Source organism: Nonomuraea cypriaca (genome assembly GCF_015645445.1).
Taxonomy (GTDB): Bacteria; Actinomycetota; Actinomycetes; order Streptosporangiales; family Streptosporangiaceae; genus Nonomuraea; species Nonomuraea cypriaca.
The window spans coordinates 1-22,657 of the sequence record NZ_JADOGI010000124.1; the positions used below are offsets into that span (position 1 = coordinate 1).

The 22,657-nt window shown below is 69.8% G+C and carries 24 protein-coding genes and 1 rRNA gene; 14 read left to right on the forward strand and 11 right to left on the reverse strand.

Annotated features, from left to right (window positions below; all coding sequences use genetic code 11):
* Window positions 1-6: 6 nt before the first annotated feature.
* Window positions 7-123: ribosomal RNA gene (rrf, locus tag ITP53_RS33210) — 5S ribosomal RNA — on the forward strand.
* Window positions 124-689: 566 nt separating this feature from the next.
* On the opposite strand, the gene ITP53_RS33215 is transcribed toward rrf, so the two are convergent.
* Complete coding sequence (locus tag ITP53_RS33215; RefSeq protein ID WP_195899412.1) at window positions 690-1,154, reverse strand: Lrp/AsnC family transcriptional regulator; 465 nt, start codon at window positions 1,152-1,154, stop codon at window positions 690-692.
* A 127-nt stretch (window positions 1,155-1,281) separates the two neighbouring features.
* Between ITP53_RS33215 and ITP53_RS33220 the strand changes: the two genes are divergently transcribed.
* Together ITP53_RS33220 and ITP53_RS33225 are read left to right on the forward strand one after the other, a co-directional pair.
* The gene (locus ITP53_RS33220) at window positions 1,282-2,169 is read left to right on the forward strand and encodes a phenylalanine 4-monooxygenase (protein WP_195899413.1); all 888 of its coding nucleotides are present in this window, start codon (window positions 1,282-1,284) and stop codon (window positions 2,167-2,169) included.
* A 33-nt stretch (window positions 2,170-2,202) separates the two neighbouring features.
* Window positions 2,203-3,159, forward strand: coding sequence for a serine hydrolase (locus ITP53_RS33225; RefSeq protein WP_236051436.1), 957 nt, complete (start codon window positions 2,203-2,205; stop codon window positions 3,157-3,159).
* Here ITP53_RS33225 and ITP53_RS33230 read toward each other — a convergent pair.
* From ITP53_RS33230 to pstS, 5 genes are read right to left on the reverse strand one after another with little or no spacing between them, the layout of a single operon-like run.
* Entirely contained in the window at window positions 3,128-3,853 is a 726-nt protein-coding gene (locus ITP53_RS33230; RefSeq protein WP_195899414.1) for a response regulator transcription factor, read from the reverse strand. The two genes, ITP53_RS33225 and ITP53_RS33230, sit on opposite strands and share 32 nt — an antisense overlap.
* Window positions 3,853-4,629: a phosphate ABC transporter ATP-binding protein PstB gene (gene pstB / locus ITP53_RS33235; RefSeq protein WP_195899415.1), complete on the reverse strand. Its 777-nt coding sequence runs from the start codon at window positions 4,627-4,629 to the stop codon at window positions 3,853-3,855. Before pstB ends, ITP53_RS33230 begins: the two co-directional genes overlap by 1 nt.
* A 14-nt stretch (window positions 4,630-4,643) precedes the next feature.
* Window positions 4,644-5,519, reverse strand: coding sequence for a phosphate ABC transporter permease PstA (pstA, locus tag ITP53_RS33240; RefSeq protein WP_195899416.1), 876 nt, complete (start codon window positions 5,517-5,519; stop codon window positions 4,644-4,646).
* Window positions 5,516-6,496 (reverse strand): phosphate ABC transporter permease subunit PstC, encoded by a 981-nt coding sequence (pstC, locus tag ITP53_RS33245; protein ID WP_195899417.1) that lies wholly within the window; start codon window positions 6,494-6,496, stop codon window positions 5,516-5,518. The genes pstA and pstC overlap by 4 nt, the downstream gene beginning before the upstream one ends.
* Window positions 6,497-6,502: 6 nt before the next feature.
* Window positions 6,503-7,609, reverse strand: a complete 1,107-nt coding sequence (pstS, locus tag ITP53_RS33250; RefSeq protein ID WP_195899418.1) for a phosphate ABC transporter substrate-binding protein PstS — start codon at window positions 7,607-7,609, stop codon at window positions 6,503-6,505.
* A gap of 119 nt (window positions 7,610-7,728) precedes the next feature.
* On the opposite strand from pstS, the gene ITP53_RS33255 reads away from it, so the two are divergent.
* A complete protein-coding gene (locus ITP53_RS33255) occupies window positions 7,729-8,205 on the forward strand; it encodes a low molecular weight protein-tyrosine-phosphatase (protein ID WP_195899419.1) in 477 nt (158 codons plus the stop codon).
* Window positions 8,202-8,987, forward strand: coding sequence for a fructosamine kinase family protein (locus ITP53_RS33260; protein ID WP_195899420.1), 786 nt, complete (start codon window positions 8,202-8,204; stop codon window positions 8,985-8,987). The genes ITP53_RS33255 and ITP53_RS33260 overlap by 4 nt, the downstream gene beginning before the upstream one ends.
* On the opposite strand, the gene ITP53_RS33265 is transcribed toward ITP53_RS33260, so the two are convergent.
* On the reverse strand, window positions 8,984-9,817 hold the full coding sequence (locus ITP53_RS33265; protein ID WP_195899421.1) for a TetR/AcrR family transcriptional regulator: 834 nt from the start codon (window positions 9,815-9,817) through the stop codon (window positions 8,984-8,986). The two genes, ITP53_RS33260 and ITP53_RS33265, sit on opposite strands and share 4 nt — an antisense overlap.
* 63 nt (window positions 9,818-9,880) lie before the next feature.
* On the opposite strand from ITP53_RS33265, the gene ITP53_RS33270 reads away from it, so the two are divergent.
* Window positions 9,881-11,584, forward strand: a complete 1,704-nt coding sequence (locus tag ITP53_RS33270; RefSeq protein ID WP_195899422.1) for a right-handed parallel beta-helix repeat-containing protein — start codon at window positions 9,881-9,883, stop codon at window positions 11,582-11,584.
* Here ITP53_RS33270 and hisN read toward each other — a convergent pair.
* Entirely contained in the window at window positions 11,581-12,399 is an 819-nt protein-coding gene (hisN, locus tag ITP53_RS33275; protein ID WP_207756724.1) for a histidinol-phosphatase, read from the reverse strand. The two genes, ITP53_RS33270 and hisN, sit on opposite strands and share 4 nt — an antisense overlap.
* Window positions 12,400-12,462: 63 nt before the next feature.
* Here hisN and ITP53_RS33280 point away from each other — a divergent pair, with 63 nt between their 5' ends.
* Window positions 12,463-12,909 (forward strand): DUF4442 domain-containing protein, encoded by a 447-nt coding sequence (locus ITP53_RS33280; protein WP_195899423.1) that lies wholly within the window; start codon window positions 12,463-12,465, stop codon window positions 12,907-12,909.
* Window positions 12,910-12,912: 3 nt separating this feature from the next.
* Here the strand turns inward: ITP53_RS33280 and rsgA are convergent, their stop codons facing one another.
* Both rsgA and aroA read right to left on the reverse strand, forming a co-directional pair.
* A complete protein-coding gene (gene rsgA / locus ITP53_RS33285; protein ID WP_195899443.1) occupies window positions 12,913-13,947 on the reverse strand; it encodes a ribosome small subunit-dependent GTPase A in 1,035 nt (344 codons plus the stop codon).
* Between the two features lie 263 nt (window positions 13,948-14,210).
* Window positions 14,211-15,506, reverse strand: a complete 1,296-nt coding sequence (gene aroA / locus ITP53_RS33290) for a 3-phosphoshikimate 1-carboxyvinyltransferase (RefSeq protein ID WP_195899424.1) — start codon at window positions 15,504-15,506, stop codon at window positions 14,211-14,213.
* A gap of 93 nt (window positions 15,507-15,599) precedes the next feature.
* Here aroA and ITP53_RS33295 point away from each other — a divergent pair, with 93 nt between their 5' ends.
* Window positions 15,600-16,346, forward strand: coding sequence for an SOS response-associated peptidase (locus ITP53_RS33295; protein WP_195899425.1), 747 nt, complete (start codon window positions 15,600-15,602; stop codon window positions 16,344-16,346).
* 156 nt (window positions 16,347-16,502) lie between these two features.
* A complete protein-coding gene (locus ITP53_RS33300; RefSeq protein ID WP_195899426.1) occupies window positions 16,503-16,835 on the forward strand; it encodes a TraR/DksA family transcriptional regulator in 333 nt (110 codons plus the stop codon).
* 57 nt (window positions 16,836-16,892) lie between these two features.
* Here the strand turns inward: ITP53_RS33300 and ITP53_RS33305 are convergent, their stop codons facing one another.
* Window positions 16,893-17,633 (reverse strand): class I SAM-dependent methyltransferase, encoded by a 741-nt coding sequence (locus ITP53_RS33305; RefSeq protein WP_195899427.1) that lies wholly within the window; start codon window positions 17,631-17,633, stop codon window positions 16,893-16,895.
* 233 nt (window positions 17,634-17,866) lie between these two features.
* Here ITP53_RS33305 and ITP53_RS33310 point away from each other — a divergent pair, with 233 nt between their 5' ends.
* The 5 genes from ITP53_RS33310 (at window position 17,867) to ITP53_RS33330 (ending at window position 22,554) form a co-directional block, all read left to right on the forward strand.
* Window positions 17,867-18,472, forward strand: a complete 606-nt coding sequence (locus ITP53_RS33310; RefSeq protein WP_195899428.1) for a sigma-70 family RNA polymerase sigma factor — start codon at window positions 17,867-17,869, stop codon at window positions 18,470-18,472.
* On the forward strand, window positions 18,469-18,735 hold the full coding sequence (gene rsrA, locus ITP53_RS33315; protein WP_195899429.1) for a mycothiol system anti-sigma-R factor: 267 nt from the start codon (window positions 18,469-18,471) through the stop codon (window positions 18,733-18,735). The genes ITP53_RS33310 and rsrA overlap by 4 nt, the downstream gene beginning before the upstream one ends.
* A 10-nt stretch (window positions 18,736-18,745) precedes the next feature.
* Complete coding sequence (locus ITP53_RS33320) at window positions 18,746-19,687, forward strand: NAD-dependent epimerase/dehydratase family protein (RefSeq protein ID WP_195899430.1); 942 nt, start codon at window positions 18,746-18,748, stop codon at window positions 19,685-19,687.
* A gap of 225 nt (window positions 19,688-19,912) precedes the next feature.
* Window positions 19,913-21,265, forward strand: coding sequence for an HD-GYP domain-containing protein (locus ITP53_RS33325; RefSeq protein ID WP_195899431.1), 1,353 nt, complete (start codon window positions 19,913-19,915; stop codon window positions 21,263-21,265).
* Complete coding sequence (locus ITP53_RS33330; protein WP_195899432.1) at window positions 21,262-22,554, forward strand: HD-GYP domain-containing protein; 1,293 nt, start codon at window positions 21,262-21,264, stop codon at window positions 22,552-22,554. Before ITP53_RS33325 ends, ITP53_RS33330 begins: the two co-directional genes overlap by 4 nt.
* Window positions 22,555-22,657 lie beyond the last annotated feature (103 nt).

Consider the following 22,657-nt stretch of genomic DNA (forward strand, 5'->3'; position numbering starts at 1 on the left):
GAGGGTTACGGCGGTTATGGCGGGAAGGAAACACCCGGTTACATTCCGAACCCGGAAGTTAAGCTTCTCTGCGCCGATGGTACTGCACTCGGGAGGGTGTGGGAGAGTAGGTCACCGCCGGACAATCTTTATGTAGGGGGAGGCCCTCGACCAGTAGGTCGGGGGCTTTTCCTGTTGTGGCCTGCTGTTTGTTGGTGGGTGGGGCTTCACGCCGGGGTGCGTGGGGCCCTTTTTTGTTGCCCGGGCTCTGGTGGACGGCAGTGTTGTGCGGGCGAAAGGCACGGCGAGGAGCGCGTGATTTACGACCTGGTGCTACACCGACCACCTGCTGACGTGGGGGTTCAACAAAATTTCAATCGATTCCAGAACGGTCTATGTGTATGACCGCGAGAACGACGGGAACGACGTCGTCGGGCAGGTCAGGTGGTACGACTCGTACCGGGCCCAGATCCGCGTGCATCCGGTATGGGACCGCAGTGCGGATGGTAGTCCCGCCGTCGGGATCGCGCCGGGGCCCGTGCGCGGAATCCGCGTTTGCGAGGAAACCGGAGCTTGCTCACCCTGGGACCAGTGATCGGTTCCAGCTGAGGTCTTCGTGACGTCGGGTGCGCGGCGGTGGGAGGGGTGCCGCATTGCGGGCCACCGGCACCCGAGGTGGCGGTGCTACGTCGGCAGCCGGGGCCTTCGGGTCAGGGTTGGCCGGTGGTGGTTTCCAGGAGGGGCTCGATGCGGAAGGGGATCTGGCTGGAGAGGGCGATCGTGGTGTCGGTGCGGTGTATGGCGGGGGAGGTCAGGACGTGGGCGATGACGGCCTGGAGGTGGTCCGTGCTCTTGGCCACCACGCGGCACAGGAGGTCGTGCTGGCCGCTCGTGCCGTGGACTTCGAGGATTTGCGGGACGGCGCGCAGGGCTGCGACGGCCTCCTCCAGGCGGCCCTGGGCGATTTGGAGCCAGACGAAGGCCAGGATGGGATATCCCGAGTGGGCCGGTGACACGGTCGGGCCGAAGTCCTCGATCACGCCTCTCGCGGTCAGCTTGTCCAGGCGGGCCTGTACGGTGCCCCGGGCCACACCCAGCAGGCGGGCCAACTCGGTCAGGCCGATGCGGGGATGGGCTCGCATGGTCACGAGCAGCCTGGCGTCCAGCGCGTCCATCCCTGGTCCTCCATGGGCTGTGCGATTCGACTAGGAAATACGGCTGTGAGCGTACGAAAGCTAGCGTATCGCCCAGTAGAACTGGACGCTCTTGCCAGTGAAAGCGGGACTTGCTGTCATCTAGGGCATGTTTGAGGAAGCGCAGTACTTCGCGCCGATCGCAACCCAGGCGGATGGGTCGGTGGTGGTCGAGTTGGCCGCGTCGCATCCGGGGTTCGCGGATCCGGTGTATCGGGCGCGGCGGAACGCCATCGCGGCGCTCGCGGTCGGCTACCGGGCCGGGACGCCGATTCCGGCAGCCGAGTACACCGAGCAGGAGCACGAGGTCTGGGTGGCGGTCACGAGGGAGCTGGCGGCCAAGCACGCCCGGTACGCCACAGCCGAATATCTCGGCGGGGCCGCCGCGCTCGGCCTGCCCGCTGACCGGATTCCGCAGCTCGAGGAGGTTTCCAGGTTGCTGGAGCCGCTGACCGGGTTCAGGTATCTGCCGGCGGCGGGGCTGGTGCCCTTGCGGGAGTTCTACGGGGTGCTGGCGGACGGGTTCTTTCATTCGACGCAGTACATCCGGCACCATTCCGTGCCGTTCTACACGCCGGAGCCCGACGTCATCCACGAGGTGATCGGGCATGCCAACGCGCTGGCCAGCCCTCGGTACGCCGCCCTCTACCGCCTGGCCGGGCAGGCCGCGCGGCGGGTCGAAGGGGAGGAGGCGCTGGAGTTCGTGTCGAAGGTGTTCTGGTTCACCCTGGAGTTCGGGGTGATGCGCGAGGCGGACGGGCTCAAGGCGTACGGGGCGGGGATCCTGTCGTCGTACGGGGAGATCGAGGAGTTCCGCGGGATGGACATCCGGCCGCTGGATTTGCCCGCTATGGGCGCCACTGACTACGACATCACGAAATATCAGGATGTGTTGTTCCGGGCGGAATCCCTTCAGCACCTCGAGGACGTCGTGGGTGGCTTCTGGGATACGTGTGACGACGACTCGATCGCGAAACTGGTCGCCGACGGCGTCTAGCGATATGTCGCGATCCTTCGTGATAATGAGCGGATGATCGCGGGCCTGGGGAAGGCGATACCACGACTGGTCATCGCGCTTGCCCTGGCCCTGCCCCTGTTACCGGCGCCTCGCGAAGCCCCCGCACGGCTCCAGAGCGCCGCGCCGACACGTGTCACGCGCCAGGAGCCGGTGCGGGACTCCGCAAGGCCGGATGGGCCGCGGCGGTTGGGCAGGATCGAGGAGATCTCGGTCGAGGAGACGCTGGCGCCGGTCCCGGTCAAGCAGATCACCAAGGGCCTCGATCGCTTCCTGGCGGGCCGGCCGGGACCGGTCACGGCCATGGTCGAGGACCTGGCGACCGGGCGTGTCTACCGCTACCGGTCAGGCGAGCGGATGATCACGGCCAGCAGTGCCAAGGTGCAGATCCTCATGGCGCTGCTGGCACGGACCCCGTGGAAGAAGCTCCAGGCGGAGGTCAGGCGGGATGCCGAGCTGATGATCCGGTACAGCGACAACCACGCCGCCGACCGCCTCTGGCTCCGCATCGGCGGGGCCCCGGGTTTCACCGAGGCAGGCCGGAAATTCGGGCTCAAGCATACGCAGGGCGTCCCAGGCGACTGTCTCGACCTGTATTGCTGGGGCATCACCAGAACATCGGCGAACGACCAGATCCGCCTCATGAAGGCCCTCGTGTCCGGCAAGAGCCCGCTCAGGGCCAAGGATCGCGACCAGGTCCTCAGCCTCATGGGGCAGGTCGTCGACGGCCAGGACTGGGGCGTCAGCGCCGCCGCGTGCCCAGGCGACCGGGTGATGCTGAAGAACGGCTGGCTCAAGCGCGTCTCCACCGAGCGCTGGGCCATGATCAGCGTGGGCCTGATCCGGGGTGACGGCCGTGACTACGCCGTCGCCGTGCTCACCGAGGGCAGCACGGACGTCGGCTACGGCATCGACACCGTGGAAGGCGTCATCACCAAGATCATGCGGGACTTCCGGAGATGCTCGGCGTGACGAGCCGGTAGCCCACGCCGCGTACGGTCTGGATGAGCTGGTCGTCCTCGTCGCCCAGCCGCGCCCGCAATCGTTTGACGTGCACCGCGATCGTGTTGGTCGAGGTGTTGGCCGCGGCGTGCCACACGTGCCGCATGATCTGCTCGCGGGTGACGGTGCGGTCGGCGTTGCGCATGAGGTATTGAAGCAGCTCGAACTCGCGCAGCGGCAGGTGTACGGCCCGGCCGCCCACGCGCACCTGGTAGGCGTGCACGTCCAGCTCGACCCCGCCCACGATCAGCAGCTTGCGCGACTCGGGCGAGGCCGCCTGGATGAACGGCAGGAGCTCGGGCACCCGGTAGGGCCGGGCCACGCAGGCGGCCGCGCCCGCGGCGAGCGCGCGTACGGCCTGCTCGGCATGACCTTCGCCGACGCCGAGGAGCACGGGCACGGCTCGCGCCAGCCGGACGGCGCGGACGAAGTCGACGGCGTTGATGACCGGGAGCGTGGCCGCGACGAGCACCACGTCCGGCTGCAGGGCACCGGCCTGCAGCAGCCCCTGCGCGCCGTCGGACACGCCGGTGACGGCCACGCCCTCGAGTTCGAGGGCCGTGGCCAGGGCCTCCACCACGGAGCTGTCGGGGTCGGCGATTAGCAGTACGGGCTTTGTCCTCGTGTCCCCGGTCATCGCGGATGCCGTCTGCTGCTGGGTCATCAGCCGAAGCGCCCGGTGATGTAGTCTTCCGTCGCTTTCTGGGATGGGTTGGTGAACATCCGGGATGTCTCGTCCATCTCGACCACCTTGCCGGGCTTGCCCTGCTCGGCGAGGTTGAAGAACGCGGTCCGGTCGCTGACCCGGGCGGCCTGCTGCATGTTGTGGGTGACGATGACGATCGTGTAGTCGTCCTTGAGCTTGGCCATCAGGTCCTCGATGGCCAGCGTGGAGATCGGGTCGAGCGCCGAGCACGGCTCGTCCATCAGCAGGACCTGTGGCTTGACCGCGATGGCCCGGGCGATGCAGAGCCGCTGCTGCTGACCGCCCGACAGGCCGGCGCCGGGCTTGTTGAGGCGGTCCTTGACCTCGTTCCAGAGGTTGGCGCCCTTGAGCGACTCCTCGACGATGCCGTCGAGTTGCGACTTGCTGACGCGGCCGTTGAGCCGGAGGCCGGCGGCCACGTTCTCGTAGATCGACATCGTGGGGAACGGGTTGGGGCGCTGGAAGACCATGCCGATCAGCCGGCGTACGGAGACGGGCTCGACGGTGGCGCCGTAGAGGTCCTCGCCGTCGAGCAGCACCTTGCCCTCCACGCGCGCGCCCGGGATGACCTCGTGCATACGGTTGAGCGTGCGCAGGAACGTCGACTTGCCGCACCCGGACGGCCCGATGAACGCGGTGATCGAGCGGGGCTCGATGGTCATCGACACGTCCTCGATGGCCTTGTGCGACCCGTAGTACGCGTCTAGGCCCGAGACCTGGATTTGCTTGGACATATGGCGATTACCCCCTATCGGCTCCTGGCGGGCGAGCGCCACCAGGCGATCAGGCGCGCCACCAGGTTGAGCAGCATGACGATCAGGATGAGCGTGAGCGCTCCGGTCCACGCCCGGTCGATGGCGGTGTCGTTGGGGCGCTGGGCCTGGTCGAAGACGAACAGCGGCAGCCCCATCTGCGGCCCGTCGAGCGGATCGTTGTTGATGGAGTCGGTGAAGAACACCGTCATCAGCAGCGGCGCCGTCTCGCCGGCGACCCTGGCGACCGCCAGCATGACGCCGGTGACGATGCCGGTGAACGCCGTCGGCAGCACGACCTTCACGATCGTGCGCCACTTGGCCACGCCCAGCGCGTACGAGGCTTCGCGCAGGTCGCCCGGCACCAGCCGGAGCATCTCCTCGGCCGATCTGACCACCGTCGGCATCATCAGGATCGACAGGGCGAGGGCGCCGGCGAAGCCGGAGTACTCGAGGCCGAGGAAGAGGATCCAGAAGGCGAAGATGAACAGGCCGGCGACGATCGAGGGGATGCCGGTCATGACGTCCACGAAGAAGCTGATGGCCCGGCTCAGGCGGCCGCCGTTGCCGTACTCGACCAGGTAGATCGCGGTGAACAGACCGATGGGGACCGAGATGAGCGAGGCGAGCAGGACCTGCTCGAGCGTGCCGATGATCGCGTGGTAGGCGCCGCCGCCCACGTCCCTGGCGCCGATGCCGCGCATCGAGTGGGTGAGGAACTCCAGGTCGAAGCGGGCCAGGCCGTTGGAGATGACCAGCCAGAGCACCGAGACGAGCGGCACCACGGCCAGCGCGAACGCCAGATAGACCAGACCCTGGACGACGCGGTCCTTGATCCGGCGGCTCGTTGAGATGTGTTGGATGGCAGTCATGCGCCGGCCCTCGCGTACTCCTTGCGGCGGTTGATCACCAGACGGGCGCCCATGTTGACCAGCAGCGTGATGACGAACAGCACCAGGCCGGAGGCGATCAGCGCGCCGCGGCCGATCTGGGTGGCCTCGCCGAAGCCGTTGGCGATGTTCGCGGCGATGCTGTTGGCCTGCGGGGTGAGGATCTGGAACGAGATGCCGAACGTCGCGGGGAAGATCAGCGCGACCGCGATGGTCTCGCCCATGGCCCGGCCGAGGCCGAGCATCGCGGCGCTGATGACGCCGGGACGGCCGAACGGCAGCACCGCCATCCTGATCATTTCCCAGCGGGTGGCGCCGAGCGCGAGCGCGGCCTCCTCGTTGGTCTTCGGGGCTTGGAGGAACACCTCGCGGGAGATGGCCGCGATGATCGGCAGGATCATGATGGCCAGGACGATGCCGCCGGCCAGCATGGTCTTGCCGCCGATGATGCCCTCGCCGGCGAACAGCGGGAACCAGCCGAGGTGCTCGTTGAGCCACTGCGACGGTGTCCTCATCAGCGGCACCAGGAACACCACGCCCCACAGGCCGTAGACGACGCTGGGCACGGCCGCGAGCAGGTCGATCAGGTAGCCGAGCGGCGCCGCCAGGCGTCGGGGCGCGTAATGGGAGATGAACAGCGCCACGCCGACCGCGATCGGGGTCGCGATGACGAGGGCGAGCCCGGAACTGAGCACGGTGCCGAACGCCAGCGCGGCGATGCCGAACACTTGGCTGCTGTTGGGGTCCCAGGTGAGCTCGGTGAAGAAGGAGCCCTTGTTGGCCTGCAGCGCGGGGATGGCCTCGCTGATGAGGAACACGGCGATGGCCGCCATGATGCCCAGCAGCACGACGCCCGCCGCGGTGGAGAGGAACCGGAAGGGGCCTTCACCATGGGTGCGCCGCGAGGCGGACCGGCGCGTGGCCGGCCCGCCTCCGCGGGTACGTAGGTTTGTCGTCATGGGCAGCTAGGAGATCGCCTCGACAGCGGAGCGGACCTTGGTGAGCAGGGTGCCCGACAGCGGGGCGTAACCCAGCTCCTGCAGCGCCGCCTGACCCTCGTCGCTGGCGGTGTAGGTGAGGAAGCCCTTGACCAGCTTCGACTCCTCGGCCGACAGGCCCTTCTCACAGGTGATCTCGTACGTCACCAGCACGATCGGGTAGGCGCCCGGGGTCTTGGTGGCGTAGTCGATCGACAGGCTGAGGTCGTTGCCGGTGCCCTGGATCTCGGCGGTCTCGACCGTCTTGGCCGCGCTCTCCGGGGTCAGCTCGACGTACTCGCCGGCGCCGTTGGCGACCTTGGCCGTCTGGAGCGAGGAGTTCTCGGCGTAGGAGAGCTCGACGTAGCTGATCGCGCCCTCGGTGTCCTTCACGGACGAGGCGATGCCGTCGGAACCCTTGGCGCCCTGGCCCTTGGCCTCGGCGGGCCACGCCTTGGCGGCTTCGTACGGCCAGCCGCCGGTGGCCTCCAGGAACTTCGTGAAGTTGTCGCTGGTGCCCGACTCGTCGGAGCGGTGGAAGGCCTGGATCGGCGTGGCGGGCAGCGTGGCATCGGGGTTTTCCGCCTTGATGGCGGGGTCGTCCCACTTTGTGATCTTGCTGTTGAAGATGCCGCTGAGGGTCTTGGGCGACAGCTGCAGGCCCTCGACGCCCTCCAGTTTGTAGACGACCGCGACCGGGCCGGTGACCATCGGGATGTTGATGGCCTTGCCGGTCTTGCAGCGGGCGTCGGCCTGGGCGGGCTCGTCGTCCTTCAGCGCCGAGTCGGAGCCCGCGAAGGCGACCGTGCCCTGGATGAACGCCTGCACGCCCGCGCCGGAGCCGCTGGGCTGATAGTTGAGGGTGAAACCGGAGTTGGTGGCCGTGAAGTTCTTCGTCCACTCAGAGATCGCGTTGGCCTGGGCCGAGGAGCCGGCGGCTTGGATCGTGCCGCTCAGTCCTGCGTCATTGCCTGCGGGGGCGTTGGCGGTGGCGGAGGTGGTGCTGCCACTGCCGGTGTTGTCGTCTGTGCCGCACGCAGCGAGCGAGAGCGCGCCGGCGACGGCGACGGCGGCGAGCCGGCCTGCATACTTCACGGTTGGGTCCTCCCACTTGGTCCTTAGTCGCCATGAAGCTATGCAGCGAAGGTGACTCAGACCCCCTACCGAGGGTGAACGTTCGGTGAACGAGCCTGGTCACCCTCATGATGGGGGGTATGACTTATCGCGTATGCCTGGTGTGCATGGGAAACATCTGCCGGTCCCCGATGGCCGAGGCGGTGCTCCGCCGGACGCTCGCCGACCGCGGGCTGGCCGGTCAGGTCACCGTCGAGAGCGCGGGCACGGGCGGCTGGCACGCCGGTGATCCCATGGACGAGCGGGCGCTGGAGATCCTCACCGCGCGCGGCTACGACGGCTCGGAGCATCGGGCCAGGCAGTTCACCCGTGACTGGTTCGACCGCTACGACCTGGTGCTGGCCATGGACCGCGACAACCTGACCACGTTGCGGCGGCTGGCGCCCGCCGGGGTGGAGGTGGGGCTGTTCCGCTCGTTCGACCCGGCCGCGCCCGAGGGCGCCGAGGTGCCCGACCCCTATTACGGAGGCCGTGAGGGCTTCGAGGAGGTGCTCGAACTGGTCGAGTCGGCCTCCGAGGGCGTGGCCAAGCACATCGCGGACGAGATGGCGGAATGAGACCGGTCGAGGACCTGGGCTCGTCGCACGGGTGGCGGCGGCAGCGGGGCGTGCTCGGCGACGGGCGCGAGGTGTTCGCGAAGAGCGGCCCCGCGTCCGAGGTGTTCGCCTCGGAGGCGGCGGGGCTGCGGTGGCTGGGCGAGGCGATCGCGGTGCCCGAGGTGATCGAGGCCCGGCGGGATCGGCTGGTGTTGTCCTGGGTACGCGAGGAGCGGCCCACCCCGGTGGCGGCCGAGCGGTTCGGACGGTCGCTGGCGGTCATGCACCGGGCGGGAGCGGACGGCTTCGGCGCGCCGTGGCCGGGGTTCATCGCCGAGTTGCCGATGGACAACTCGCCCGCGGCCGGCTGGCCGTCCTTCTACGCCACGCGGAGGGTGCTGCCGTTCCTGCGGCAGGCCAGGCTGTCCGCGGCGGACGTGGCAGCCGTTGAGCGGGCCGTGGAGCGCTTCCCCGACGTCGCGGGGCCGGCCGAGCCGCCCGCGCGGATCCATGGGGATCTGTGGAGTGGGAACGTGCTGTGGTCGGGCGGCACCGGGGTGCTGATCGACCCCGCCGCGCACGGCGGGCATCGGGAGACCGATCTGGCCATGCTGGCGCTGTTCGGGCTGCCGTACCTCGATCGGGTGGTGGGGGCGTACCGGGAGGAGTGGCCGCCGGCGGACGGGTGGCGGGAGCGGGTGCCGCTGCATCAGCTGCATCCGCTGCTGGTCCACGTGGTGCTGTTCGGGGGTGCGTACCGGGACGGTCTCATGGACGCGGTACGCCGGGTGCTGGCGCTCTAGCCGGACTTGCGTCTTCGGTAGGCCCGTTGCCGGCAGGCGCGGGAGCAGTAGACCGGCGGGCGGCCCGACGTGGCCGGCTCCAGGGGGGCGCCGCATTCCTGACATGTTTCGTCACGGGTTTCATCACGCTGCTGGATGAGGACGTCGATGCCGTCCAGCAGGCGGCGCAAGCCGAACTCGAAGGAGTCCTCCGGGGTGTCCCAGCCGCCGGCCGTCCACAGGTGGGTGAGGGCGGGGTAGCGGTCGAGGCGTTCGTACAGGGAGTCACGGGCCCCCCACCACTCCTCCTCGGACACGCCGCTGCGGCGCTCCTCGCGCCGGGTCTCCACCAGGAGCAGGGCCTCGGCGTCGACGAAGCGGCCGATCAGGCCGACGACCGCGATCACCTCGGACGGTCTGAGCGCGGTGCCGGTGAGCGTGCCCAGCATGTAGTCGAAGTGGGCGATCGCGTTGGGGCCTGGGACGTGGCGGGTGCCGCGGATCTCCGCGAGCCAGGGGTGCCTCGCGCGGATCTCCCACGCCTGCCGGGCGACCGCCTCCAGCCGGGCCCGCCAGCCCGCCGCCGTCGCGCGGTCGCGCGGGTGCTCGCCCAGGACCTCGTCGCGCATGAGGTCGACGAGGTGGTCGCGGCCGGGCACGTGGCGGTAGAGGGACATGGTCGTGAAGCCGAGCCGGTCGGCGACCTTGCGCATCGACAGGCCCTCCAGCCCCTCGGCGTCGGCGAGCTCGATGGCGGCGCGCACGATCCTGCCCACGCTGAGTCCGGGCCGCGGCTCGTGCTCCTCCTGCCGCCACAGCAGCTCCAGCCCGCGCTCCGGGTCGTCCGTCATTGGCGCCCTCCTTGTTTATGGTGTACTACTACGTGTACGCCATAAACAGCAAAGGTGGTAACGATGTTCCATTTCCATGTCGCGCCTTCCGGCGACGACTCCTGGCCAGGCTCTCTGGAGCGCCCCTTCGCCACGCTCGAACGCGCGCGTACGGCGGCCAGATCCGCGGTCGGCGATGTGGTCGTCCACCTCAGGGCGGGCACCCACGCGCTCGCCGAGCCGTTCGAGCTCACCGCCGCCGACTCGGGGGTCGTCTACCAGGCCTACGGCTACGGCACGCCCGAGCGGGAGGAAGCCATCGTGAGCGGCGGCCGCCGGATCACGGGATGGCGGGAGCGGGACGGCGTGTGGCTGGCCGACGTCGGCGACCTCGACACCCGCCAGCTTTACGTGGACGGCCGCCGGGCCGCGCGCGCCGGCATCGACGGTCTGCCCGGCGCGGTGAGCGTGACGGACACGGGTTACGTCACGGACAGCGTGCTCGAATGGGCGAGTCCGGGGGACGTGGAGTTCGTCTACCGTGGCGTCTACCCCTGGACCGAGGCCCGTTGCGGGGTGGCCGCCCTGGCGGCCGGCGACGGCTCCACCGCGATCACCATGTGCCGGCCCGCCTTCGAGTGGGGCCTGGAGCTGTACAACTCGACCTGGGCCGGCCAGACGTCGCGCGGGCTGGGGCTGCCCACCCGCATCGAGAACGACGCCGCCTTCCTCCGCGAGCCCGGCACCTTCGTGCTCGACCGGTCGCGTCCAGGGCGGCACGTCCTGATGTACCTGCCCCGTCCCGGGGAGGACCCGGCGGGTACGCGGGTCGTCGCGCCCGTGCTGGAAACGCTGCTCCGCGTCGTGGGCGCGCGGGACGCGTCGTTCATGGGGCTGACGTTCGCCGACGCCACCTGGCTGCGGCCGAGCCGGCCAGAGGGGTTCCTGCACTATCACGGCGCCGGCTACTACGAGGGCGGCGGGGTCGAGACGGCGTTAATCGAGGAGGGGGCGTCCGTGACGTATCCCGCCGCTTCCGTGACGATTCCCGCCTGCGTGACCTTCGGCGACACGGCCGGCGTTGCGGTCGAGGGCTGCCGGTTCACCCGGCTCGGGGCCGGCGGGCTGGGCGTCCACGGAAGCGACGGGCTCGTGGTGCGCGGCTGTGACTTCGACACGTTGTCCGCCGGCGCCATCGAGGTCTCGGGGAGCCAGGCGACCTCGATCGAGGACAACCGGGTGCGCCACATCGGGCTCGAATACAGCGGCTCGCCGGGGATCGCGGTGGCCGGCGCGAAGGGCTGCGTCGTCGCGCACAACGAGATCACGCACGTGCCTCACTGCGGGATCGTCGTCGGGCCGGGCGAGGGCGTTCGCGTCCTGCGCAACCTGACGGCGGACACCATGGAGGTGCTGGCCGACGGGGGAGGCGTCTACCTGTCCGGGCCTCAGGGGGACTCGTACGAGACCGGGGCGGTGGTCGAGGGCAACGTCATCGAGGACACGCGCACGCCGTACAACTTCGGCCTCTACACCGACTACGGGGCCTCGTGGGTGACGGTCGAGGGGAACGTCGTCGTGCGGGCCCACAACACCGCCGTGCTGACGGTGGCGCCGCCGCTGGAGAACGTCGTGTACCGGGGGAACTTCTGGGACGCGGACCCGCTGGGGCACGAGAGCCCGCCGCGTGGGGTGACATACGAGGGGAATGTGACCTGCGAGGATGAACGCGCGCTGAACGACGCCACCGCGGCGATCCGGTCGCGGGCCGGGGTCCGGCGTTCCTAGCGGTTGAGGCGGCTGATGACCTCGTCGTGCAGGATGCCGTTGGTGCAGACGAGGCTGCCGCCCTCCAGGCCCTTGACGCCGGCGACGTCGGTCCAGATCCCGCCGGCCTCCTCGACGATCACCGTGAGCGCGGCCATGTCCCAGGGCGACAGCTCGGGCTCCGCGGACAGATCCGCCGAGCCCTCGGCGACCATCATGTGCGACCAGAAGTCGCCGTACGCCCTGGTCCGCCAGCAGGCGCGGCCGAGGTCGAGGAAGTTGTCCAGCTTGCCGGTCTTCTCCCATCCGCCGAAGCTCGAGTACGAGAACGACGCGTCCTCCAGGGCCGACACGGACGAGACCCGCATCCTGGATGCCTTCGTCAGGCTCTTGCCGGTCCACGCGCCGCCCTCGGTGGCCGCCCACCAGCGGCGTCCGAGCGCGGGGGCCGACACGAGGCCGACGACGACCTTGCCGTACTCCATGAGCGCGATCAGGGTCGCCCAGACGGGGACGCCGCGCACGTAGTTCTTGGTGCCGTCGATGGGGTCGATGATCCACGATCGGGCGCCCCATCCGGTCTTCCCGAACTCCTCGCCCACGACCGCGTCGCGTGGCCTGGCCCGGCGCAGCGTGCCCCGGATGGCCTCCTCGACGGTGCGGTCGGCATCGCTGACCGGCGTCAGATCGGGCTTGGTGTCGACCTTGAGGTCGACCGCCTTGAACCGCCGCATGGTCAGGTCATCGGCGGCGTCCGCCATGACATGCGCGAGGCGTAGATCGTCGTTATAACCCTGCACGGTCGCCCACGCTACCGTGTCGGGTATAGCGAACATCAGTCACAGACGCCCCTTTTCTAGTAAGTCTCGCTTCAGTTACCGACAAGTAGCATGTCCATCATGTCGTTAGATGTCGGTGCACTACTCCTCCAGACCGTCCCTTTTGCACGGGGTCTCGGTATTACGTATGACTTCGCGGCGGAAGGGCGGGCCGTTTGTCGTCTTCCCGATCGTGAGGATCTGCACAATCACGTGGGCGGGCCGCACGCGGGCGCTCTTTTCACGCTGGCCGAGTCCGCTTCCGGAGCGGCGATGCTCTCCGCCCTGGGCGATCAGCTCACGCGTGCGGTGCCGCTCGCCACGACGGCGAACGTGGAGTATCGCAAGCTCGCCATGGGGGAGGTCCGGGCCGAGGCCAGGCTGCTGGTGAGCCGGGAGGAGGTGGTGGCGGCGCTGGACGCGGGGGAGCGGCCGGTGTTCGACGCGGTGGTCGACGTCACGAACGGCGACGGCGTCGTGGTCGCCGCCATGACCGTCACGTGGACGCTGCGGCCCAACCGCACGTGAGGGTCAGGTGGTGTCGTCGGGGGTGCCTTCGCGGCTCGCCAGGAGGCGGCGGAGGGACTCCAGGCGTGTGGGGTCGGCGTTGCCCGCGGCCACCCAGGCGTCCAGGGCGCAGCCCTCGCCCAGGTGAGTGCAGCCCTTGGGGCAGGTGACCGTGCCCTCCACCAGGTCGGGGAACGCGGCCAGGACCGTCTCCACCGACACGTGGGCCAGGCCGAAGCTGCGGACCCCCGGGGTGTCGATGATCCAGCCGCCCGCCGGCAGCTCCAGTGCCACCGCCGAGGTGGAGGTGTGGCGGCCGCGGCCGGTGACCGCGTTGACCTGGGCGACGGCCCGGTTGGCGTCAGGGACCAGGGCGTTGACCAGGGTGGACTTGCCCACGCCTGAATGACCGACCATGACGCTGATGCGGCCGGCCAGGCGATCGCGGAGCTCCTCCAGCGGGCCGCCCTTGTGCACGACGACGTGCTGGACGCCCAGGGGCTCGTACAGGGCCACCAGGTCGTCCGGCGGGGCGAGGTCGGACTTGGTCAGGCAGAGCAGGGTGTCGATCTCCGCGTCGAACGCCGCCACGAGGATCCTGTCGATCATGCGGGGCCGGGGCGGGGGGTCGGCCAGGGCGGTCACGATGACGAGCTGGTCGGCGTTGGCCACGACCGGGCGTTCGATGCCGTCCGTGTCCTCGGTGTCGTCGGCGGAGCGGCGCAGCATCGACGTGCGCGGCTCCACGCGTACGACCCTGGCCAGGGTGTCCGGGTGGCCCGACACGTCGCCCACCAGGGCCACCCTGTCGCCCACCACGATGCCCTTGCGGCCCAGCTCGCGTGCCTTCATGGCCACCACGAGGCGCCGCTGCTGCTGCCTGCGCTTCTTGGCCGATCCGCGTTCGGGCTCGACCAGCGTCGTGTAGCGGCCACGGTCGACGGCGACCACGAACCCTTCGACGGCATCCTCGTGAGCAGGACGAATCCGGGTACGCGGCCTGGAACCCTTGCCGGGCCTGACGCGTACGTCCTCCTCGTCGTACTCCCGCTTCCTCAGCGGTCCGCTCCCATACGCTCGCTTCCCTTCACTGGCGTCTCATGTCGGTGGCGTCTCATGCTCAGGCGCCTCGGCGGCCGGGCCGAGCCCGCGACCGCCCAGAGGTGCTCCGCGCCGGTTGGTCGGGGTCCGGCGGAGTGATGGATAGGTGGCGCTGTCGCCGCGGGCGTCCTGATCTCTTCGTCGCCGTGCGGGCAGCGTGTCACCACGTGCCGCCCTTTTCCGACTTGCCCGGCGCTTTCATCGTGAAACCAGCAGGTGTGTCATCGGGCTGCCAGCATCGCCGTCCACATCTGGACGAACTCCGGGAGCGTCTTCCCTGTCGTCGCGATGTTCTCCACCGCCACACCGGGCACGGCGAGGCCGATCACGGCTCCGGCCGTCGCCATGCGGTGGTCGTCGTAGCTGTGGAACGTGCCGCCGCGCAGCGGACGGGGGCGGATGACGAGGCCGTCCTCGGTCTCCTCCGCGTCGCCGCCGAGCCGGTTGATCTCGGTGGCGAGCGCGGCGAGGCGGTCGGTCTCGTGGCCGCGCAGGTGGCTCACCCCCCGGATGCGGCTCGGCGTGGTCGCGAGCGCCGCCAGGGCGGCGATCGTCGGGGTCAGCTCGCCCACCTCGTGGAGGTCGGCGTCGATGCCGGCGACCTCGCCCGTCCCCGACACCACGAGGTCGGTGACGTCCGGGGCGTCGGTGGTGCCCTGGTGGGTGACCGTGGCCCCCATGGTGGTGAGCAGGCCGCGCAGCGCGTCGCCCGGCTGGGTGGTCTGCGCGGGCCAGGCAGGGATGGTGACCGTGCCGCCGGTGACGAGCGCGGCGGCGAGGAACGGGGCCGCGTTGGACAGGTCGGGCTCGACCGTCATGTCCCTGGCCGCGATGGGACCCGGCGCGACCCGCCACACGTTGTGCTCGCTGTCGTCCACCGTGACGCCCGCCGACCTGAGCATCTGGACGGTCATCTCGATGTGCGGCTGCGAGGGCACCGGCGGGCCCACGTGGCGGATCGTGATGCCCTTCTCGAAGCGCGCGGCCGTCAGCAGCAGCCCCGAGACGAACTGCGACGAACCCGACGCGTCCAGCGTGACCTCGCCGCCCGCGGGCGGGCCGCTGATCGTGAACGGCAGCGCGTCGTTGTCGATCCGCGCCCCCAGCGCGCGCAGGGCGTCGAGGATCGGGCCCATCGGGCGCCTGCGGGCTTGCGGGTCGCCGTCGAAGGAGACCGGGCCGTCGGCCAGCGCGGCCATCGGCGGCACGAAACGCATGACCGTGCCCGCCAGGCCGGCGTCGACGGCGGCGCCGCCGCGGATCGGGCCCGGCGTCACGTGCCAGTCGACGCTCGCCGCCGTCTCGTCCGCGGCGACCAGGGTGGTGCCGAGGGCCCGCAGCGCCGACACCATCAGGTCCGCGTCGCGGCTGCGCAGCGCCCTGCGCACGACGCCGGGGCCGTCGGCGATGGCGGCGAGCAGGAGGGCGCGGTTGGTCACCGACTTGGAGCCGGGCAGCGCGACGGTGGCGCGGACGGGGGCGGTCGCGACGGGTGCGGGCCAGTGCTGAGCGGGCATGGTCAAAGACTACTGGGCGTGGTGGGGCGGGGACACGGCCCGTGGATTCCGCAGGAGTGGGCGATGGGCGGCGTGACGTGGCAATGTGGGGTTATGTGCGGTAGATACGCCTCGGCGCGCAAGAAGCACGAGCTGCTCGAGGAGTTCGAGGTCGAGCACGACGGCGACCCCGACAAGGAGCTCGGCGCCGACTTCAACGTCGCCCCGACCAAGAACGTCTACGCCGTCCTCAGCCGGGTGCCCAAAGAGGCCGAGCGGGCGGTACGCCAGCTCCGCATCGTGAAGTGGGGCCTGGTGCCCGCCTGGGCCAAGGACCCGTCGATCGGATCGCGGCTGATCAACGCGCGGATCGAGACGGTGGCGGAGAAGCCGTCGTTCCGGCAGGCGTTCGCCAAGCGCAGGTGCCTGCTCCCGGCCGACGGCTACTTCGAATGGATGCCGGTCGAGGGCGAAAAGAAGAAGAAGCAGCCGTACTTCATCCATCCGGCGGACGGCGGCGTGCTGGCCATGGCCGGCCTGTACGAATTCTGGAAGGACCCGTCGCGGGCCGACGACGATCCGCTCAAGTGGCTCGTGACCTGCACCGTCATCACCACGGACGCCGAGGACCACCTCGGTCGCATCCACGACAGGATGCCCATGATGATCGAGCGCGAGCGCTGGGCCGAGTGGCTCGACCCCAAGCTCACCGACACCGAGCAGGCCTCGGGGCTGCTGGTGCCCGCAGAGCAGGGGCGGCTCACGGCGTATCCGGTCTCCACTGACGTCAACAACGTGCGTAACAATGGCCCGGACCTCATAAAACCGCTCCCCGAGGAGGAGGAAACCGCCCTTTTCTAAAGGTGTAAGAGGCGCGGTAAGTGGGCATCCGGTGAGGAAAGCGATGCATCCGTTCACTCGGTGTCACCGCCACAAATACCCCCTAATTGCGCCGGGCGGGACAACCGGGGAGGTCCTGGCCGCGGGTTGCCCTCATTCACCCGGAGGTGCGGATTCGTGGACGTCACGACCGCTCGTGAGCGGCTGGAAGAAATGCTCGCCGAACTGGAACGCTCGATCGGGGTGCTGCAGGGCGACCCGGCCGCCGTACGCGAGCACTCGGCGGCCGACGCGGGCTCCGATCTGACCGACGCCGACCGCGCCCAGGCCATGCTGACCGTGGCCACGGCTCAGCGCCGCGCGGTGATCGAGGCGCTCAAGCGCCTGGAGGAAGGCGTGTACGGCGAATGTGTCGACTGCCGCAAACCGGTCCCTGAGGGCCGCCTGGAGGCCCGCCCGGAGGCGGCGCGCTGCGTCCAGTGCCAGGGCAAGAAGGAGCGCCGCCGCTAGGAGCCGCGGGGAGGACGGAAGCCGCCGGCCACGAAGAACGGCGGCCCGCCGATCCCGTCAGCTCTTGCGGACGCTGGCCACCAGATGGATGCCGACGGTGTCGTCGTCGTCCGGATGGGCCTCGAGCTCCGTGCGTACGAGCCAGGCCAGGGAACGCGCGTCGGACGCCAGCACGTGGTCCACCGTGGACGGCGACAACACCGTGCGCGGCCGCATCCACTCGACCTCCAGCCCGGCCCCCATCAGCAGCTCGCGCAACTGCCCGCTGCTGAAGCACCGGGTGATGCTGCCGTCAGGCCACGGCACGAGCATGACCTCGCCGGTCTGCCGCAGGTGCTGCCACTGCTCCTGCTCGGCCAGGATCGCCATGCCGAGCACCAGCGAGTCCACGCACACCAGCGCCCGCCCGCCCGGCCGCAGCACCCTGGCCACGTCGTTCATCGCGGACTCGGCCATCAGCTCGATCGACATGACGCGTTCCTCCGCGAGCACCGCGTCCACGCTCGCGTCCGGCAGGAACGCCAGATCGTCGGCGCGTACGTGACGAACGCGGTCGGCGTCCCGCAGCCGCGACTGCGCGTCCACGGTCCTGCGGAAGTCGAGCACCTCGATCACCCGGTGCCCCGCCCTGGCCGCCTGGCCGGACCAGCGCCCGCGGCCGCCGGACAGGTCGAGGATCACGGAGGGTTCGCGGGGAAGCCAGCGGTTGAGTTGTTCGGCGGCGACGGCGCGGTAGAAGGTCCAGTACGGCCCGAGCGTCCCTGAGCCGTTCAGTTCCTCGGCCGGAATGGGCAGCACACGCGACTCCTGGGTTCCGGAAAAAGGGCTACCAGCCGGTACGTATGACGTTCCCCGCACCGGGTCCTTCGTACCTTCTATCTTGCGGGAACAGACAAGGGCGCGGGCGTGTTGCGACGAGCATGCTCACATTGGCAGAACCCCAGCCCGCTGGCCGAGTGGTCGTGAGCCAGCGGGTATCCTCCCCTGAGTACGGTGTACCGCCAAAGCCGGCCACCGGTGATCTTAGGGGGGTGGGTCCGGTGCCCGCGACAGGCGCGGAGACGCTGGAGCAGCGAAGCGAGCGATTCGAGCGCGACGTCATGCCGTATCTCGAACAGCTCTACTCCGCCGCGCTCCGGATGACCCGGAATCCCGCCGACGCGGAGGACCTGCTGCAGGAGACCTTCGCGAAGGCGTTCGCTTCGTTCCACCAGTTCCAGCAGGGCACAAACCTCAAGGCGTGGCTCTACCGGATCCTGACGAACACCTTCATCAACAGTTATCGCAAGAAGCAGCGCGAGCCGAAGCAGTCGGGCGCCGAGGAGATCGAGGACTGGCAGCTCGCGCGGGCCGAGTCCCACACCTCGGCCGGCCTGAAGTCCGCCGAGGTCGAGGCGCTGGAACACCTGCCCGACGGCGACATCAAGCAGGCACTCGCGGTGTTGCCCGAGGAGTTCAGGATCGCGGTCTACCTGGCCGACGTCGAAGGGTTCCCCTACAAGGAGATCGCCGACATCATGGGCACTCCGATAGGCACTGTGATGTCGAGGCTGCACAGGGGACGCAGGCAGCTGCGGGGCCTCCTTGAGGACTATGCTCGCGAGCGTGGCCTGGTCCCGGCGGAGGGATCGAAATGAGCTGTGGCAAGCCGCATGACACGGACTGTCGCGAGGTGCTCGACAAGGTATACGCCTACCTCGACGGCGAGCTGACCGAAGGCGACGTCGTGGAGATCCGCGTGCATCTCGACGAGTGCAGTCCCTGCCTGCAGGAATACGACCTGGACAAGGCGGTCAAGGCGCTCGTGGCCAAGCACTGCGGCTGCGACCCCGTTCCCGCAGACCTGCGTAACAAGGTGCTGGCCCGCATCGCTCAGGTGAGGTCGGAGCTGGCCGACTAAGATTCTCGCCATGCGCGTCTTGGTCACCGGGGGTGCCGGGTTCATCGGTTCGAATCTCGTCGATCGTCTGCTCGCCGACGGTCACGAGGTCGTCGCGGTCGACGACCTGTCGTCCGGCCGCAGGGACAACCTCGCCAGGGCCGAGGCCGAAGGCCGGTTCAGGCTGCACGAGCTGGACGTACGAGATCCCGCCCTGATCACTCTGGTGAGCGAGCTCTGCCCCGAGGTCATCTGCCATCTGGCCGCGCAGATCAGCGTGCGCAGGAGCGTCGCGGACCCGGTCCACGACGCCGCGGTCAACGTCGCCGGCACCGCCTCCGTGCTGGCCGCGGCCCACGAGGGTCGCGCACGCAAGGTGGTGTTCGCCTCGTCGGTGGCGGTCTACGGCAGGCCGCCGACGATCCCTGTGCCCGGCGACGCGGCCACCGACCCGCGCTCGCCGTACGCCGCGTCGAAGTTGAGCGGCGAGACCTACCTCGCCGCGTTCCGCGCCCTCTACGGCATCGAGTACACCACGCTGGTGCTCTCCAACGTCTACGGCCCCCGCCAGTCGCCGGAGGGCGAGGCCGGCGCGGTCGCGATCTTCACCGACGCCCTGCTCAACGGCACCCCCACGGTCCTCTACGGCGACGGCACCCAGACCCGCGACTACGTCTACGTCGAGGACGTCGTCGACGGCTTCGTCAGGGCGTGCGGGCAGGAGGGCAACGGCCGCAGGTTCAACCTCGGGACCGGCATCCAGACGACCGACCGGCGCCTCCACTCGCTGATCGCCGACGCGGCGAGCGCGCAGGACAAGCCGGGGTTCGCGCCGCCACGCCTGGGCGACCTGCCCGCGATGGCCGTCGACCCGGTGCCCGCCCACGACGAGCTCGGCTGGGAGCCCCGCGTCGACCTGGCGAGCGGCATCAAGAACACCGTCGAATGGGCCCAGGCGCATCGCGCCAGGTAGTTGGTTGATTACACTTTGCTTGCGATTTCCGCCTCCGCCCATGTGATCACCTGCTCTTCTGTAGCGTGAACCCCACAAGACTTACGTGGAGGCATGTGGATGTCGAAGGTTACGGTCGCCCGGCTTTTCACGGCCATCGTGCTGGTCGCCCCGGTCATCCTGATGATCGGCGGCGGCGCGCTGCCGCCAGGGGTGTCCTGGACCTGAGCACCGTAGGGGGCCGCAATGCGTGACCTGCCGTGGCCCGCAAGGGTCTATCTGGTCGCCGTGATCGGCGCGGCGGCCGCTCTCATCGGACGCAGCGTGATCGTCTCCGGCGCCCCGGTGGCCCCGGCGGATCTCGACGTGCTGCTGGTGCTCGCCCTGCTGTTCCTGGTGTGCGAGTCGATGCCGACGCTGCTCAACATGGAGCAGGCCGCGGTGTCGGTCAGCTTCTCGGCCTCACTGGCCGCCGTGGTGCTGCTCGGCCCCGAGGGGGCGGCGGTGGTCGGCCTCACCGCGGTGCTCAGCGTGCGGCCGGGGCTGCCGCTGATCAAACGGCTGTTCAACGGCGCGCAGTTCGCCATCTGCGGCTACGTGGCCGGGCGGGTCTACGTGGCGCTCGACGGGCGGGTGGGCGTCCCGCAGGTCAACATGTTCGACGATCTCATCGGCCCCTACGCGGCGGCAACGGCCGTCTTCGTGGTGCTCAACATGGGGCTCATGCTGACCATCATCGGGCTGGCCACCAACGGGCGGGCCGCCGAGGTGCCGATGCGCGGCATGGCCCAGTTCGTCTTGTCCTATCTGGGCTACGGCACGTTCGGGCTGCTGGTGGCCGGGCTCTGGGCGACCGTGGCGTCGATCTCCGCGGTGCTGGTGCTGCTGCCGTTGTTCGTGGCGCGGTGGGCGTTCGGGCAATACCACGCGCAGCAGCGCTCCTACGACGCCACCATCGCGGCGCTCTGCCAGGCCGTGGAGACGAAGGACTACTACACCAGGGGCCACTGCACGCGCGTCTCGCTCGCCTCCTCCATGATCGCGCAGGAGATCGGCATGGGGCCTGAGCGGTCGCGGGCGATCCGCTACGCGGGCATGCTGCACGACGTGGGCAAGCTCGGCGTGCCCACCAAGGTGCTGCAGAAGGACGGGCCGCTCACCGAGGAGGAGTTCGCCGCGATCCAGCTGCACCCGATGCGGGGGCTGGAGATCGTCCGCGGGATCGGCTTCCTCGACGAGGCCTACGCCGGGATCATGCACCACCACGAGCGCCACGACGGCACCGGCTACCCGATGGGTCTCGCCGGTGACGAGATCCCCGAGTTCGCCAAGGTCATCGCGGTGGCCGACGCGTTCGACTCGATGACCTCCGACCGCTCCTACCGCGGCGCGAGGCCCGTCGGCGAGGCCGTCGACGAGCTGCGCAAGAGCGCGGGCACCCACTTCGACCCGGTCATGGTCGCCGCCTTCATCCGGGCGCTGGACCGCGAGCCGTGGCAGCCGCCGCGGCGCGTCGAGCCGCCGCCCGACCCCGCCGAGGCCCCGATCAAGGACCACGACGACCCCACGATGCCCATCGAGGTCGTGACCGGGCCATGATCACGACAGCGCGCACCAGACGCCAGGAGCGATCGCTCGGCACGGTCCTGCGCCGGCTCGACTCCGGTCAGCTCCTGCTCATCTGCGCGGCCGGCCTCGTCGCGATCGCGGGCATCGCGCACACCGCCGCCGTCGGGCTCGACCGTACAGAGATCGCCGTCGGGTTCGGCGCGCTGATCGCGGTCGGTGAGCTGGCCAGGCTGACCATGCCGGGCAACAGGGAGGTCGCGCCCATCGGCGCGGCCGCCGCGCTCGGCTACACGCTGCTGCTCGACCTCAGCCAGAATCCGTTGCGCCACTCCGCGCTGCAGGTCGTGGCCGTGATCGCGGTCGGGATGCTGGCTGGAGCGCTCCCGCACCTGGCGGTCGGCCGGCCGCCGCGGCTGGACGCGATGGCTCGCCGGCTGCTCACCGGCGCGCTGCTGGCCTTCGCCTTCCGCCCGCTGGCCGACCCGCTCTATGCGCTGACCAAGCCGCCCACCAGCACCTGGTGGCCTGCACTCGCGGTGATGGTCACGCTCATCGCGGTCACGTTGCTGATCGACGTGCTGATCGCCGCGCTGCTCAGGGCCGAGCAGGTGCGCACCGCGTTCCGGGTGGCGGTGCGCGACGAGATCAACATGGCGTTCCCGCTGGGCGCCGCCGTGGGCTCGTCCGGGGTGCTGCTCGCGCTCGCCACGCACAGCATGGACCTGGTCGCGCTGCTGGTGTTCGCGGCGCCGTTGCTGGTCACCCAGGTGGCCTTCCGCAAATACGCCGGCATCCGCGCCACCTACCTGCAGACCGTGCGCGCGCTGTCGCGGGTCACCGAGGTCGGCGGCTACGTCGAGTCCGGCCACTCGCGCCGGGTGAGCCGGCTGGCCGTGGCGATCGGCAGGGAGCTCGGCATGGCCGAGCCCGAGCTGCTGGAGCTCGAATACGCCGCGCTGATGCACGACATCGGCCAGCTCTCGCTGCGCGACCCGATCCCCGGCGGCGCCACCGTGCTCACCGAGCCCGAGCAGGCCAGGCGGATCGCGGAGCTGGGCGCCGAGGTGATCAGGCAGACCGGCGTGCTGGACCGGGTGGCCGAGGTGGTCAGGCGGCAGTGCGACCCGATCGCCGACGACCCGCCGCTGTCGAGTCGCATCATCAAGGTCGCCAACGCCTACGACGACCTGGTGGGACCGTCGACCGACCGCGATCGGGCGGGCGCGGCGCTGGAGCGGATCCGGCTGGCGGGCGGCGGCGCGTACGATCCTCATGCGATCGAGGCGCTCGCACGGGTGATCGACCGCGGCCGCATCTGAGTTCCGCGAGTTTCCTCGATTGTGGCTTTCCTACAGATCGCGCTTGCCTGATCGGTGGTTTAGGGCGAAAGGGATTAAGCGATCATCGCCATAGGGTGGGCGA

What these genes read in the sequence shown, in the direction of transcription:
- ITP53_RS33215 (WP_195899412.1), bottom strand. Translation starts at nt 1,154, where the DNA reads ATGGACGCGCTGGACGCCAGGCTGCTCGTGACCATGCGAGCCCATCCC.
- ITP53_RS33220 (WP_195899413.1), top strand. Translation starts at nt 1,282, where the DNA reads ATGTTTGAGGAAGCGCAGTACTTCGCGCCGATCGCAACCCAGGCGGAT.
- ITP53_RS33225 (WP_236051436.1), top strand. Translation starts at nt 2,203, where the DNA reads ATGATCGCGGGCCTGGGGAAGGCGATACCACGACTGGTCATCGCGCTT.
- ITP53_RS33230 (WP_195899414.1), bottom strand. Translation starts at nt 3,853, where the DNA reads ATGACCCAGCAGCAGACGGCATCCGCGATGACCGGGGACACGAGGACA.
- pstB (WP_195899415.1), bottom strand. Translation starts at nt 4,629, where the DNA reads ATGTCCAAGCAAATCCAGGTCTCGGGCCTAGACGCGTACTACGGGTCG.
- pstA (WP_195899416.1), bottom strand. Translation starts at nt 5,519, where the DNA reads ATGACTGCCATCCAACACATCTCAACGAGCCGCCGGATCAAGGACCGC.
- pstC (WP_195899417.1), bottom strand. Translation starts at nt 6,496, where the DNA reads ATGACGACAAACCTACGTACCCGCGGAGGCGGGCCGGCCACGCGCCGG.
- ITP53_RS33255 (WP_195899419.1), top strand. Translation starts at nt 7,729, where the DNA reads ATGACTTATCGCGTATGCCTGGTGTGCATGGGAAACATCTGCCGGTCC.
- ITP53_RS33260 (WP_195899420.1), top strand. Translation starts at nt 8,202, where the DNA reads ATGAGACCGGTCGAGGACCTGGGCTCGTCGCACGGGTGGCGGCGGCAG.
- ITP53_RS33265 (WP_195899421.1), bottom strand. Translation starts at nt 9,817, where the DNA reads ATGACGGACGACCCGGAGCGCGGGCTGGAGCTGCTGTGGCGGCAGGAG.
- ITP53_RS33270 (WP_195899422.1), top strand. Translation starts at nt 9,881, where the DNA reads ATGTTCCATTTCCATGTCGCGCCTTCCGGCGACGACTCCTGGCCAGGC.
- hisN (WP_207756724.1), bottom strand. Translation starts at nt 12,399, where the DNA reads ATGTTCGCTATACCCGACACGGTAGCGTGGGCGACCGTGCAGGGTTAT.
- ITP53_RS33280 (WP_195899423.1), top strand. Translation starts at nt 12,463, where the DNA reads ATGTCGTTAGATGTCGGTGCACTACTCCTCCAGACCGTCCCTTTTGCA.
- aroA (WP_195899424.1), bottom strand. Translation starts at nt 15,506, where the DNA reads ATGCCCGCTCAGCACTGGCCCGCACCCGTCGCGACCGCCCCCGTCCGC.
- ITP53_RS33295 (WP_195899425.1), top strand. Translation starts at nt 15,600, where the DNA reads ATGTGCGGTAGATACGCCTCGGCGCGCAAGAAGCACGAGCTGCTCGAG.
- rsrA (WP_195899429.1), top strand. Translation starts at nt 18,469, where the DNA reads ATGAGCTGTGGCAAGCCGCATGACACGGACTGTCGCGAGGTGCTCGAC.
- ITP53_RS33320 (WP_195899430.1), top strand. Translation starts at nt 18,746, where the DNA reads ATGCGCGTCTTGGTCACCGGGGGTGCCGGGTTCATCGGTTCGAATCTC.
- ITP53_RS33325 (WP_195899431.1), top strand. Translation starts at nt 19,913, where the DNA reads ATGCGTGACCTGCCGTGGCCCGCAAGGGTCTATCTGGTCGCCGTGATC.
- ITP53_RS33330 (WP_195899432.1), top strand. Translation starts at nt 21,262, where the DNA reads ATGATCACGACAGCGCGCACCAGACGCCAGGAGCGATCGCTCGGCACG.